This is a genomic window from Nonomuraea wenchangensis, from assembly GCF_900111685.1.
Classification (GTDB): Bacteria; Actinomycetota; Actinomycetes; order Streptosporangiales; family Streptosporangiaceae; genus Nonomuraea; species Nonomuraea wenchangensis.
Genome location: NZ_FOHX01000002.1, coordinates 694,444 through 706,819 on the forward strand (window position 1 = coordinate 694,444; position 12,376 = coordinate 706,819).

Sequence of the window (12,376 nt, forward strand, 5' to 3'; positions counted from 1 at the left end):
TTCGCCATTAGCCTGATAAGCCGTGGCCGACTACCTATGGTTCGTCATATGAGCATCGGGAATCCTGCGCTTGCCGACGTTCTCGCCCAGCATGGCACGCCCCACCGGCTGCTGGGCGCCCTCGCCGACGGTGGTGTCCTGGTGGCGGTGCGCCCTGACCGTTCGGTCGTCCTCGGGACGACCCAGGCCGGCGACCGCGTGCTGCTGGGCTACACCAGCGCCGCCACCTACGCCCGGCACCGTGGCAGCCATTCCCTGTCGGCGTGCGACGCCGACACCATCCTGGACATCCAGCGCGTCACGGGCGTGCGGGAGATCGTGATCGACGCGGCCGGACCAGCCGCCGCGGCCGTGCCCATCGACGATCTCCAGCGCTTCCTCACCACGACGCGGACCGGGCCCACGCCCGTGCTGTCAGGGGCGGCGCCCGCCGCCTACGCGACGGGCGCGATGGCCACCGTGTCGCGGGGTGCCGCGCTGGCCCAGGTCGCCCCGCCGGCTCCGCAGGCGCCGGTGTTCCCGTGGGTGCCCGCGCCCAGGCCGCACCTGTCGGGCCCGATGCAGCAGGTGGACCCCGGCTACCGCAGGTGCGCCCACCCGATCCTGCCGGCGCTGCGGCAGGCGATCGCGCAGCTGCTCAGGGACTTCCCGCTCGTGCACCACGTGTGGATCTCCGAGGCGAGCACCGCCTCCGGGGCCACCGGGATCATGCTGCACGTCAAGGTCCACATGTCGGCCGCCGAGGACGTCGTACGCGACCTGCACCGCCTGGTGCGGGCCCGGCTGCCGCAGTTCGCGGCGAGCGGCGCGCCGATCCTCATGGCCCGGGTGGCCGACGCGCGCAGCGAGCGCCGGATGATCGAGATCGGCGCGCACGTGGTGTGCGCGGACGTGCACGACTGACCCGTGTGCGCGGGTTCTCCCGCGCACACGGGCCGAATGGGTCTCGCCAAACAAGCCGTTGCTCGGCTCTAATGTGGGGATGATCACACCGGTCGCGGCCACGGTTCCCCGGGGCGTGCGCCTCGGCTACGGGGTCGGCTCCTTCTGCACGGCCACGGTCAACGCCGTGCCGGGGCTGCTGCTGCTCTACTACATGACCAACTTCCTGGCCGTGCCCGCGTGGCTGGCCGGCGTGGTGGTCACCGCGCCCAAGGTCTGGGACCTCGTCATCAACCCGCTGGTCGGGCGCTGGTCCGACCGGACCGTCTCGCGCTGGGGACCGCGCCGGCCGTGGCTGCTCGCCGGGGCCTGCACGCTGCCGGCCGCGTTCTTCCTGGTCTTCGCCGGGCCGCCGCTGACGGGGGTGCCCGCCGCCGCCTACGTCGCGGTGTGCTTCCTCGCCACGGCGACGGCGTACGCGCTGTTCGAGGTGCCGTACAAGGCCATGCCCGGCGAGATGACGCACGACTACCACGAGCGCACCTCGCTGCTGCAGTGGCGCATGGTCTTCATCGGCGTGGCCACCGCGATCAGCGGCGTGCTCGCCCCCGCCATCGCCACCGGCGAGGGCGAGCACGGGACGCTGGGCAGCTACCGGACGATGGCGCTCACCATCGCGGTCATCCTGCTGCTCGCCATGCTCGGCTCCTTCTTCGGCACCGCCCGCGCCCCCATGACAGGCGCGCCCGAGGCCGACCGGGGCGACTGGCGCGAGCAGCTCGCCGCGATCAGGGGCAACCGGCCGTTCCTCTGGCTGACCGTGCTGGCCTGCACGCAGATGCTGGCGGTGAGCATGATGCTGGCCGCCGCGCCGTACTTCGCCACGTACACGATCGGCGATCCCAAGGCCACGCAGACGCTCTTCGCCGCGCTCGTGGGCCCGATCCTGCTGACCATGCCGCTGTGGGTGCGCCTCGCCAAACGCTTCGACAAGCGCGGGGCGATGGTGCTGGCGGCCTCGCTGTTCGCCGCGGGGACGGCGGCGGCCATGGCCACGCCGCTGTTCGGCGCCTTATGGGCGCACGTGACGATCCTGTTCGTCGGCGTCGGGTACGCCGGGCTGCAACTGCTGCAGTTCTCCATGCTGGCCGACGTCATCGCCGTGGACGCCGCCGAGACCGGCAAGCGCCGCGCGGGCGTGCTCACCGGGCTCTGGACGGCCATCGAGAGCGGGGTCAGCTCGTTCGGCGCGCTGATCTTCGGTGTCGTGCTGTCGCTCGGCGGCTTCGTCGAGTCCCAGCCGGACGCGCCGGTACGGCAGCCGGACAGCGCCGTGACCGCCGTGCTCATCGGGCAGACCACGATCCCCGCGCTGATCATCCTCGCGTCGGTGCTGGTGACACTGAAGTACCGGCTCACGCCTCCCGCCGCGCCGCCTGCGGACTCCTGAAATCCGGCGTGGCGCCGATTCGGCGTATTCTGGACACGAGCCGAGGTTGAGGCCGATACTCGCTACATGAGCTCGACCCATCCGCCCTTCCGCGCCTCCGACGGGGAACGCGACCGTGCGATCGACGAGCTCAAGGTCCGCGCGGTGGAGGGCCGCATCTCCCACGACACCTTCGTCGGCCGGGTGGACCAGGCGCTGCGCGCCCGCAGTCAGCACGAGCTCGACGAGCTGGTGGCCGACCTGCCGCGGCGGCCCTCGTTACGGCAGCGGCTGACCGACGCCGTGTCGTCGGTGTCGGAGTTCACCACCAAGCTGCAGTCCGCCTGGCGACGGCCCCGGCTGCCCCGGCTCGCGCTGCCGGACGACGAGCGGGTGCGTTACGTCGTGGGGCGGGGCTCGGCCTGCGACCTCGTGCTGTCCGACCTGACCGTCTCCCGGGTCCACGCCGAGCTGCGGCGCGACGACGAAGGCCGGTGGGTGCTGGTCGACCTCGGGTCGCTGAACGGCACCAGGCTCAACGGCTGGCGGCTGGTGGGGCCGGCGCGGGTCGCGCCGGGCGACGAGGTCTCCTTCGGCGACTGCGGCTTCCTGCTGACGTCCGGCGTGCCGACGGCCTGAGCGGGCCGGTCGATCAGGCGACCCTGATCGATAAATACGGAATTTTGCGGATTACAGGCTGTCTGCGCTGAACCATGCTCTCAGGCGATCCCCCAGTCTTCTTGGAGACCCCATGCGGCGCACCTCAGCCTCCCTCGTCGCGGGCGCGCTCGTCGCGTCCCTCGCGTGGGCGTCCGGCCCGTCCTCACCCGCCGTCGCCCTGGACCCCACGGCCGGCGTGGCCGACCTCACCCAGGACCTCAACCAGATACTCAGCGACTCCCGGCTCACCATCGCCCGCGCGGGCGTCGTGGTGAAGAGCGCCACCACCGGCGAGGAGCTGTACGCCACCGACGCCGGCAAGCAGCTCATCCCGGCGTCCAACACCAAGCTGTTCACCTCGGCCGCCGCGGTGGAGACGCTCGGCCTCGACCACCGCTTCCCGACCACCGTGCTCGGCACGGGCCGCAAGGCGGGCGCGGTGCTCACCGGCGACCTCGTGCTGCGCGGCACCGGCGACCCGACCATGCTGGCCGAGGACTACGACGCCCTCGCCGCCAAGGTCGCCGCGTCCGGCGTCAAGGTCGTCACCGGCCGCCTCGTGGCCGACGACACCTGGTTCGACTCCCAGCGGCTCGGCAACGACTGGGCCTGGGACGACGAGACCGCCTACTACGCGGCCCCGATCTCCGCGCTGACCGCCTCGCCCGACCGCGACTACGACGCCGGATCGGTGATCGTCTCCGTGGCCGCCGAGGGCGGCAAGGTCAAGGTCTCCACGACGCCCGAGACCGACTACCTGAAGATCGTCAACAAGGCCACGGCGGGCGCCGAGACCGACGTGCTCATCGAGCGCCAGCACGGCACCCGTACGGTCGTCATCACCGGCACGGTGGCGGACCCGTACCAGGAGTGGGTGGCCGTGGACGACCCGACCGCCTACGTCTCCACGCTGTTCCGCGCGGCGCTCGCCAAGCACGGCGTGAAGGTGCTCGGCGCGACCGCCACGGGGGCCGCGCCCGACGGGGCCAAGGAGCTGGCCCGGCACGAGTCCATGACGCTGGGCGAACTGCTGGTGCCCTTCATGAAGCTGAGCAACAACATCCACGCCGAGATCCTCACCAAGGCCATGGGCCGCAAGGTCGCCGGCCAGGGCACGTGGTCGGCCGGTCTCAAGGTCGCGACCGACTTCGCCAAGGCGAACGGCGTACAGGTCATCAACATGCGGGACGGCTCGGGGCTGTCGCGCCGCGACGGGTTCTCGCCCGGCTCGATCGTCCAGCTCCTGACCGCCGTACGCGGCAAGCCGTGGTTCCCCACCTGGTACGCGGCCCTGCCCATCGCCGGCGACGCCGACCGCTTCGTGGGCGGCACCCTGCGCAGCCGGATGCGGGGCACCCCCGCTGCCGGCAACGTGCACGCGAAGACCGGCTCCCTGACCGGCGTGACGTCGCTGTCGGGCTACGTGACCAGCGCCGACGGCGAGCCGCTGGTCTTCTCGATCATGCTGAATCAGTACCTGTCGGGCTCGCCGAAGGACATCGAGGACAAGATCGCCGTACGGCTCGCGCAGTTCACCCGCGCCGCCGCGGCCGACGCCCCGGCCCAGCTCCGCTCGGCGGCCGAGGGGCAGGCGGGCGACCTGGAGTGCTCGTGGATGAAGCCCGTCCAGTGCTGACCCCGCGGTGACCCCCTGACGCCCAGGGGGTCACCCGGGTTTACCTGGAGCTCCAGATATCCGCCAGCTTTCCAGGACATGACCGACATCCGGCAACCAGAATCCCTTCTCAGAACAGCCCACCGAGGACCACGGGAGCGTCCGGGCCTTCACCGGCCTCACCCTTGACGCCGGTTACCCACCGTACGCCCACGGCGCTCCCCTCCCTGCGGGCTCGGCCGCGCCTCCCCCCGCACACAGGACCGCGGCCGGGCCCGCCCACCGGACCACGACACAGCGAAGGGGCCCATCCTCACCAGGATGGGCCCCTTTCTAACGACTCGTACGGGAACGTCAGCGGTTGCTGAGCGCCCCACCCAGGAGGTTGCTCAGGAGGTCCAGGTCGAGGAGGTCACGGTCGTCGCCGAAGTTGTTGAACTCGCCGGTGTCCCACTCGTAACCGCCGGCGTAGTGCGGGCCGTAGCCGGGGCCGTAGCCGCCGGGGCCGTAGCCGCCGGGGGCACCGCTGGTTGCCGCCAGCGCGGAGCCGCCGAACACAACCATCCCGCCGACCAGGCCGGCAAGGACAAGTCCTGCTCTGTACATGTCGTATCTCCTCTGATACCTATCGACTACTCTCCGTAGCTGCCGCGAGGAGATCTGCCCTATGGCTTCTTCGGCCAAACGCTCTTGATCTCAGCTTTGACCTGGGGAAACACCTGATCTGAGCGAGGCGATGCCGGAGCCGACGGTCCTTGACGGGACCATGCGCGCTACGGAGAGACATCAGCCCCTTCCCTGACCCGGCGCTTAGGGAAGGGTCAGGACCACCGGTCCGTCGGCCGTCACGGCCACGGTGTGCTCCACGTGGACGCTGCGGCTGCCGTCCCCCGAGCACACCGACCAGCCGTCCTCGGCCATGTAGTAGTCGTCGCCGCCGCCCGCCATCAGGCTCGGCTCGATCGCGATCACCAGCCCCGGTCGCAGCCGCAACCCACGCCCCGCGCGGGCCTCGTTCGGCACGAACGGCGTCTCGTGCATCGCCCGGCCGATGCCGTGGCCGGCGAAGTCGTTCTGCATGCCGTAGCCGGCGCCGCGCCCGACGGTGGACATCGCGTGACCGATGTCGCCCATCCGGCCGCCGGGCACGGCCGCCAGGATGCCGGCGGCCAGCGTCTCCTCGGCGACCTGGATGAGCTTGAGGTCCTCGGCGCGCGGCGTGCCGACGGCGAAGCTCACGGTGCCGTCGGCGTGCCAGCCGTCCACGATCGCGCCGCAGTCCACGCTGAGGAGGTCGCCGTCGCGCAGCCGGTAGGCCGTCGGCAGGCCGTGCAGCATGGTCCCGTTGACCGAGGTGCAGATGACCCCCGGGTACGGCGTCGCGCCGAACGACGGGTGGTAGCCCAGGAACGACGCCCCGGCCCCGGCCTCCTCGATGACGGTCCGCGCCACCTCGTCGAGCCGCCTGAGCGTCACGCCCACGGCGGCCTGGTCGCGGACCGCCGCGTGCACGGCGGCCACCACCCGTCCCGCCTCGCGCATCGCGTCGATCTCCCCGGCGCTCTTCAGCTCGATCACGGCCCCTCCTCGTCGTTCACCGGTCGGTGTGGCGATAACTATACCGGTATTTTTATCGACGCAGCGCCGAGGCCGGCCGTCAGTCGAGCCCGCGGCGGCCCGGAGTCCAGAACGGCTTCGTACGCACGTCCCTCCGGTTCCAGCCGCGCTCCTCCACCAGATGGGCGCGGACCGCCTGGATCGTGCGGGCCTCCCCCGCCAGGTAGGCGAACCCCGGCTCGTCCGGCAGGTCCAGCGCCCGAACGGCGTCCACCAGGACCTGCGAGCCGGCCGCCGGCGCGCCCGCACGGCACACCCGGGTCAGTTCCCGCGGCAGCTCCAGGTGGTCGCCCGGCCCCTCGGCCTCCACGGCGCCGTACACGGCGGCCTCCGGCCCCAGAGCCCGCAGCATCGCCCCGAACGCGACCGACGCCGTCTCCTCCCCCGCGAACAGGTGGTAGCGGGCGTCCTCGCGCAGCACGAAGCCGCCCTCGGGGCGCAGGAAGACGACCTCCTGGCCGGGCGCGGCGGCCCGCACCCAGGCGGCGCCAGGGGCGTCACCGCCGTGGTCGAGCCCGATCAGGTCCAAGGCCTCCCAGGTGGGGTCGTACCACCACACCGAGTACGTCCGCAGCGCCCCGCCCACCAGGCCGCCGCCGTCGCCGATGAGCACGCGTACGTGCCGGCCCGGCACGTACGGGAGCGCGGCCAGATCCCCGCCGCCGATCCTGATCCGGCGCATGCGCGGGGCCACCTCCTCGACCTCGACGATCTCGCCCTCCACGAACCTGCGGCCGAGCAGCCGCCTGGCCACGCTCTTCCTGGTCGCGGTCATCGCCCCCTCCTCGGGTCCAGCTCCTCGATGCGGTGGCGGGCCTCCACGAAGATCTGCTGGATGCGCTCGACCACCTGCGGGTCGCCGTGGGTGTGGGCCAGCGCCTTGACCGCGGCCTTCACCATGCGCAGGGCGGGGCCGACGATCTCGGCGGCCTCGGGCTCGCGGAACATGCCCCACTCGCCCCTGCTGGCCGCCCGGCCCCACAGCCGCTCGATCTCGTCGGCCTGCTCCTCGACGGCCCGGCGGCCGTCGTCGGTGACGTGGTGGACCTTGCGGCCTTCGTCCTGCTCGACGCGGACCAGGCCCTCGTCCTCCAGCAGCTGGAGTGTGGGGTAGATGGAGCCGGCGCTCGGCTCGTAGGTGCCGTTGAAGCGGTCGGACAGGCGGTTCATGAGGTCGTAGCCGTGGCCGGGGCGCTCGGCGATCAGCGCGAGCACGGCCAGGCGCAGCTCACCGGGTCCGAAGAAGCGGCCGGTGGGTCCGTACCCGCCGGGGGCGCGGCGCGCGTTCATCATCATGAGTCGGATGCTATATCGAACGATATAGCCGCGCGCGGGGAATCGGGGGGCGCGGGCCAGGAGACCCGCGCCCTCCCGATGGCGTCAGCTCCAGAGGGCGGGGGCCTGCGCCGGCACCTCGTCCTTGACCTCCGGCTGGTCGATGACCTCGCCGCGCAACGGCAGCAGGACCGTCACCTGGCGGCCCCACTCGGTGTAGGTCGTGTCCGACTCGATGCGCACCGAACCCTTGTCGAAGGGCAGCTCACCCTTCACCGACACGCGCTCCACCCGTCCGCCCGCGCTGAGGCTGAGCGCGTAGGAGATCTTGCCGGTGCGGCTCTTCTTCCACTGCTCGCCGTACCGGGCGACGAACGAGGCCGACGCCTTGGCCAGCTCGTTCGGCTTGATCGTGCCCTTCACCACGCCGCCGCTCCAGGACGCGCGGTGGTCCATGAGCGCCTTGAGCGTGGCCGGCTCGAGGACGTCGAGCAGCAGGTTGCCGGACGGGACGTCGGTGCCGCCGTAGCGCACCCAGCTCGTCCCCTCGGGCAGGGCGTCCTGGACCACCGCGCCGGAGACGTAGCTGACCCGGCCGGAGGAGAGCACCCGGACCGGCGAGTGCTGCAGCGTCTCGGTCTCGCGCGGGCTCACCTTCGCCATCTTGGCGAGCAGGCTCTTGCTGTAGCTGAGGTTCTGGCTCGTGTCGGCCGCCCGCGCGCCGCGCGCGTCGAACTCGACGGTCCCGTCGAGCGTCGTGGAGATGTACTCGGCCGCCGAGTACGTCACCTTCGCGGTGGCCCGTACGTTGACGCCCTTGCCCCGCGCCAGCTCGGACTTGAGCACCTTCACCGGATCGATCTTCTGCGCCGCCTGCGCGGGCGCGGCGACGGCGAGTTGCAGCGCACCGGCGACCACGGCGACACCGACGATGGTTCGCTTCATGGGTTGATGGTTTCCTTGAGGGGGGATTTTTCCGGGAACGCGAACAATCTGGTGCATGCAAGATCATCAGTCAAGTCGGTGCGCAGCATGGTTATGCAGGTCGCCGGGCCCTCAGCTCAGGCGGGTGCGCAGCAGGCAGAACTCGTTGCCCTCGGGGTCGGCCAGGACGTGCCAGGACTCCTCGCCGGTCTGGCCGACGTCGGCCGGGCGCGCCCCGAGGCTCAGCAGGCGTTCGAGCTCGGCGTCCTGGTCGCGGTCGGTGGCGTTGACGTCGAAGTGCATGCGCAGCGCGCCGGTCTTGGGCTCGGTGGTGGGGCTGAAGATCAGGGTCGGCTGCAGCCCGCCGAACCCTTCCCGCGGACCGATCTCCACCGAGCCGTCGTCCTCGGTGTCGAGGACCACGAAGTCCAGCACCTCACACCAGAACGCCGCCAGCCCGTTGGGGTCCTGACAAGGGATGATCAGCTCGGATATGCGACTAGCCATGATCGGCATCCTACGCAGAGACGCCCCCGGCGAAGACCGCTTCGCCGGGGGCGCCTGTGCGCAGGAGAGAGCTCAGCCCTTGAGCCAGCTCATCATCGGACGCAGCTTGGCGCCCGTCTTCTCGATGGCGTCCTCGGCCAGCTCGTCGCGGTACTGCTGGAACTTCTTCTGCCCGCTGTCGAACTCCTCGACCAGCTCGCGCGCGAACGACCCGTCCTGGATCTCGCCGAGGATGCGGCGCATCTCCTGCCGGGTCTCCTGGGTGACGACGCGCGGCCCGCGGGTGTAGCCGCCGTACTCGGCGGTGTCGGAGACCGACCAGTACATCTTGGAGACGCCGCCCTCGTACATGAGGTCGACGATGAGCTTCATCTCGTGCAGGCACTCGAAGTAGGCGACCTCAGGCTGGTAGCCGGCCTCGATGAGGGTGTCGAAGCCCGCCTTGATGAGCTCGGACACGCCGCCGCAGAGCACGGCCTGCTCGCCGAACAGGTCGGTCTCCGTCTCCTCCTTGAACGTGGTGCGCAGCGCGCCGGCGCGGGTGCCGCCGATGCCCTTGGCGTACGACAGCGCCAGGTCCAGCGCCTTGCCGGAGGCGTCCTTCTCGACGGCGACGAGACAGGGCACGCCGCGGCCGGCCTCGAACTGCCGGCGCACCAGGTGACCCGGGCCCTTGGGGGCGACCATGCAGACGTCGACGCCCTCGGGGGCCTCGATGAGGCCGTAGCGGATGTTGAGGCCGTGGCCGAAGAAGAGGGCGTCGCCCTCGACCAGGTTGGGGGCCACGTGCTGGGCGTAGAGGTCGCGCTGGACGTGGTCCGGCGCGAGGATCATCGTGAGGTTGGCCTCCTCGACGGCCTCGGCCGGGGTGAGGACGCGCAGACCGTCGTTCTCCGCCTTCTCGCGGCTCTTGGAGCCCTCGGGCAGGCCGACGCGCACGTCGACACCGGAGTCACGCAGGGAGAGAGCGTGGGCGTGGCCCTGGCTGCCGTACCCCAGCACGGCCACGTGGCGTCCCTGGATGATCGACAGGTCGGCCTGGTCGTCGTAGTAGATCTCGGTCACTTGCTTAGAACCTTTCAGGCGTGATTCAGGCGGTACGGTCCAGTGCCCTGAGGGACCGGTCTGTGATGGAACGGGCACCGCGGCCTACGGCCACCATGCCCGACTGGACGAGTTCTTTGATCCCGAACGGCTCAAGGACCTTGACGAAGGCGTCGAGTTTGTCGGGAGTGCCGGTGACCTCGATCGTCACCGCGTCGGCGGCCACGTCCACGCAGCGGGCACGGAAGAGCTGGACGAGCTCCAGCACGTGTGAGCGGCTCTCGGAGTCGGCCTTGACCTTGATGAGCGTCAGCTCGCGCTGCACGGACTGCGACGGGTCCAGCTCGACGATCTTGAGCACGTTGACGAGCTTGTTGAGCTGCTTGGTCACCTGTTCGAGCGGCAGCTCCTCGACGCTCACGACGATGGTCATGCGTGAGATGTCGTTGTGCTCGGTGGGCCCGACGGCCAGCGAGTCGATGTTGAAGCCGCGCCGGCTGAACAACGCGGACACGCGTGCCAGCACGCCCGGCTTGTTCTCGACGAGCACGGACAGCGTGTGCCTACTCATCTTCGTTCTCCCACTTCGGCGCCATGTCCCGGGCGATCTTGATGTCGTCGTTGCTGGTGCCCGCAGCGACCATGGGCCAGACCATCGCGTCCTGGTGGACGACGAAGTCGATCACGACGGGCACGTCGTTGATCTCCATGGCCTTCTTGATCACGGCGTCCACGTCCTCGGGACGCTCGCACCTGAGACCAACACAACCATAGGCGTCGGCCAGTTTGACGAAGTCCGGGATGCGGCGCGTCGCCTGCAGGTCGGTGTTGGAGTAACGCTTGTCGTAGAAGAGCGTCTGCCACTGGCGGACCATGCCGAGGTTGCCGTTGTTGATGACGGCGACCTTGATCGGCACACCCTCCAGGGCGCAGGTGGCGAGCTCCTGGTTGGTCATCTGGAAGCAGCCGTCACCGTCGATGGCCCAGACCGTGCTCTCCGGGCGGCCCATCTTGGCGCCCATGGCGGCCGGGACGGCGAAGCCCATCGTGCCGGCGCCGCCGGAGTTGATGAACGTGCCGGGGTTCTCGTAGTTGATGAACTGCGAGGCCCACATCTGGTGCTGGCCGACGCCGGCCACGTAGTAGGCGTCCGGCCCGACGAGCGCGCTCAGCCGCTCCATGACGTACTGGGGGGCCAGCGAGCCGTCCTCGAACTGCTCGTAACCCAGCGGATAGGTCCGCTTGTAGCCGTTGAGCAGCCGCCACCACTCGTCGTAGTCGCCCTTCTGCCCGCCGGCCTGGACGGCCGCGATGAGGTCGGTGAGGACCTCCTTGCAGTCGCCGACGATCGGCACGTCGGCGTGGCGGTTCTTGGAGATCTCGGCCGGGTCGATGTCGGCGTGGACGATCTTCGCGTACGGCGCGAACGTCGACAGGTCGCCGGTCACCCGGTCGTCGAACCGCACGCCCAGCCCGATGATCAGATCGGACTTCTGCAGCGCGCCGACCGCCGAGACGGTGCCGTGCATGCCGGGCATGCCCATGTGCTGCGGATGGCCGTCGGGGAAGGCGCCCCGGGCCATCAGGGTGGTCACGACCGGGATGTTGGTCAGCTCGGCGAGCTGCAGCAGCTCGGCCGAGGCGTGCGCCTTGTGGACGCCGCCGCCGACGTAGAGGACCGGCCGCCTGGCCTCGGCGATCAGCTTGGCCGCCTCGCGGATCTGCTTGGAGTGCGGCCGCGTCACCGGGCGGTAGCCCGGCAACTGCATGACCGGCGGCCACGAGAAGACCGTCTCGGCCTGCAGCGCGTCCTTGGAGATGTCGACGAGCACCGGCCCCGGCCGCCCGGTCGAGGCGATGTGGAACGCCTCCATGATCGTACGGGCGATGTCACCGGGATCGGTCACCAGGAAGTTGTGCTTGGTGATCGGCATGGTGATGCCGGAGATGTCCGCCTCCTGGAAGGCGTCCGTGCCGATCATCGGCGAGGCCACCTGACCCGTGATCGCCACAATCGGCACCGAGTCCATGAACGCGTCGGCCAGCGGCGTCACCAGGTTGGTCGCGCCCGGGCCACTGGTCGCCATGCACACGCCCACCTTGCCGGTGGCCTGCGCGTATCCTTCGGCCGCGTGCCCGGCGCCCTGCTCGTGCCGTACAAGCACGTGCCGCACCTTGACCGAGTCGTAGAGGGGATCGTAGGCGGGCAGGATGGCGCCGCCGGGGATCCCGAACACGGTGTCGACCCCCACGTGCTCCAGCGCCCTGACCAGGGCCTGTGCACCTGTCATGCGTTCGGTCATCGGCTCGTTCCTTGCGTGGCTACTCGCTTAGGACATAAAAAAGGCCCCTTCCCACCTGTGACGGCGGGACTGGGGCGGCGCGCAGGTCGTCGTGCTTCGCTATCGGCCCGCGCGCCGGCG

Annotated in this window: 13 protein-coding genes; 4 read left to right on the plus strand and 9 right to left on the minus strand. The window is 70.5% G+C overall.

Annotation, left to right across the window (positions count from 1 at the left end):
* Positions 1–48: 48 nt before the first annotated feature.
* The 4 genes from BMW85_RS07355 (at position 49) to dacB (ending at position 4,607) form a co-directional block, all read left to right on the plus strand.
* Complete coding sequence (locus tag BMW85_RS07355) at positions 49–903, plus strand: hypothetical protein (protein WP_091078457.1); 855 nt, start codon at positions 49–51, stop codon at positions 901–903.
* A 79-nt stretch (positions 904–982) separates the two neighbouring features.
* Positions 983–2,332 (plus strand): MFS transporter, encoded by a 1,350-nt coding sequence (locus BMW85_RS07360; RefSeq protein ID WP_091078460.1) that lies wholly within the window; start codon positions 983–985, stop codon positions 2,330–2,332.
* A gap of 66 nt (positions 2,333–2,398) precedes the next feature.
* On the plus strand, positions 2,399–2,950 hold the full coding sequence (locus BMW85_RS07365; protein WP_091078462.1) for an FHA domain-containing protein: 552 nt from the start codon (positions 2,399–2,401) through the stop codon (positions 2,948–2,950).
* A gap of 112 nt (positions 2,951–3,062) precedes the next feature.
* Positions 3,063–4,607, plus strand: coding sequence for a D-alanyl-D-alanine carboxypeptidase/D-alanyl-D-alanine endopeptidase (gene dacB, locus BMW85_RS07370; protein WP_091078464.1), 1,545 nt, complete (start codon positions 3,063–3,065; stop codon positions 4,605–4,607).
* A gap of 333 nt (positions 4,608–4,940) precedes the next feature.
* On the opposite strand, the gene BMW85_RS07375 is transcribed toward dacB, so the two are convergent.
* From BMW85_RS07375 to BMW85_RS07415, 9 genes are all read right to left on the minus strand, one after another.
* Positions 4,941–5,192 carry a hypothetical protein gene (locus tag BMW85_RS07375; RefSeq protein WP_143082122.1) on the minus strand — a complete coding sequence of 84 codons (252 nt, stop codon included), beginning with the start codon at positions 5,190–5,192 and terminating at the stop codon, positions 4,941–4,943.
* 204 nt (positions 5,193–5,396) lie between these two features.
* A complete protein-coding gene (gene map, locus BMW85_RS07380; protein ID WP_091078469.1) occupies positions 5,397–6,164 on the minus strand; it encodes a type I methionyl aminopeptidase in 768 nt (255 codons plus the stop codon).
* 79 nt (positions 6,165–6,243) lie between these two features.
* Complete coding sequence (locus BMW85_RS07385) at positions 6,244–6,978, minus strand: siderophore-interacting protein (protein WP_091078472.1); 735 nt, start codon at positions 6,976–6,978, stop codon at positions 6,244–6,246.
* A complete protein-coding gene (locus BMW85_RS07390; protein ID WP_091078474.1) occupies positions 6,975–7,499 on the minus strand; it encodes a PadR family transcriptional regulator in 525 nt (174 codons plus the stop codon). Before BMW85_RS07390 ends, BMW85_RS07385 begins: the two co-directional genes overlap by 4 nt.
* An 84-nt stretch (positions 7,500–7,583) precedes the next feature.
* On the minus strand, positions 7,584–8,423 hold the full coding sequence (locus tag BMW85_RS07395) for a hypothetical protein (RefSeq protein WP_091078476.1): 840 nt from the start codon (positions 8,421–8,423) through the stop codon (positions 7,584–7,586).
* 111 nt (positions 8,424–8,534) lie between these two features.
* Positions 8,535–8,909 (minus strand): VOC family protein, encoded by a 375-nt coding sequence (locus tag BMW85_RS07400; protein ID WP_091078478.1) that lies wholly within the window; start codon positions 8,907–8,909, stop codon positions 8,535–8,537.
* A gap of 72 nt (positions 8,910–8,981) precedes the next feature.
* Positions 8,982–9,965 carry a ketol-acid reductoisomerase gene (gene ilvC, locus BMW85_RS07405; protein WP_091078964.1) on the minus strand — a complete coding sequence of 328 codons (984 nt, stop codon included), beginning with the start codon at positions 9,963–9,965 and terminating at the stop codon, positions 8,982–8,984.
* A 34-nt stretch (positions 9,966–9,999) separates the two neighbouring features.
* Entirely contained in the window at positions 10,000–10,524 is a 525-nt protein-coding gene (gene ilvN, locus BMW85_RS07410; RefSeq protein ID WP_091078480.1) for an acetolactate synthase small subunit, read from the minus strand.
* Positions 10,517–12,256, minus strand: a complete 1,740-nt coding sequence (locus tag BMW85_RS07415) for an acetolactate synthase large subunit (RefSeq protein WP_091078483.1) — start codon at positions 12,254–12,256, stop codon at positions 10,517–10,519. Before BMW85_RS07415 ends, ilvN begins: the two co-directional genes overlap by 8 nt.
* Positions 12,257–12,376 lie beyond the last annotated feature (120 nt).

Bases quoted from the DNA above. Each gene is read 5' to 3' on its own strand.
- BMW85_RS07355 (WP_091078457.1), top strand. From the start codon at position 49: ATGAGCATCGGGAATCCTGCGCTTGCCGACGTTCTCGCCCAGCATGGC.
- BMW85_RS07360 (WP_091078460.1), top strand. From the start codon at position 983: ATGATCACACCGGTCGCGGCCACGGTTCCCCGGGGCGTGCGCCTCGGC.
- BMW85_RS07365 (WP_091078462.1), top strand. From the start codon at position 2,399: ATGAGCTCGACCCATCCGCCCTTCCGCGCCTCCGACGGGGAACGCGAC.
- dacB (WP_091078464.1), top strand. From the start codon at position 3,063: ATGCGGCGCACCTCAGCCTCCCTCGTCGCGGGCGCGCTCGTCGCGTCC.
- BMW85_RS07375 (WP_143082122.1), bottom strand. From the start codon at position 5,192: ATGTACAGAGCAGGACTTGTCCTTGCCGGCCTGGTCGGCGGGATGGTT.
- BMW85_RS07385 (WP_091078472.1), bottom strand. From the start codon at position 6,978: ATGACCGCGACCAGGAAGAGCGTGGCCAGGCGGCTGCTCGGCCGCAGG.
- BMW85_RS07390 (WP_091078474.1), bottom strand. From the start codon at position 7,499: ATGATGATGAACGCGCGCCGCGCCCCCGGCGGGTACGGACCCACCGGC.
- BMW85_RS07395 (WP_091078476.1), bottom strand. From the start codon at position 8,423: ATGAAGCGAACCATCGTCGGTGTCGCCGTGGTCGCCGGTGCGCTGCAA.
- BMW85_RS07400 (WP_091078478.1), bottom strand. From the start codon at position 8,909: ATGGCTAGTCGCATATCCGAGCTGATCATCCCTTGTCAGGACCCCAAC.
- ilvN (WP_091078480.1), bottom strand. From the start codon at position 10,524: ATGAGTAGGCACACGCTGTCCGTGCTCGTCGAGAACAAGCCGGGCGTG.
- BMW85_RS07415 (WP_091078483.1), bottom strand. From the start codon at position 12,256: ATGACCGAACGCATGACAGGTGCACAGGCCCTGGTCAGGGCGCTGGAG.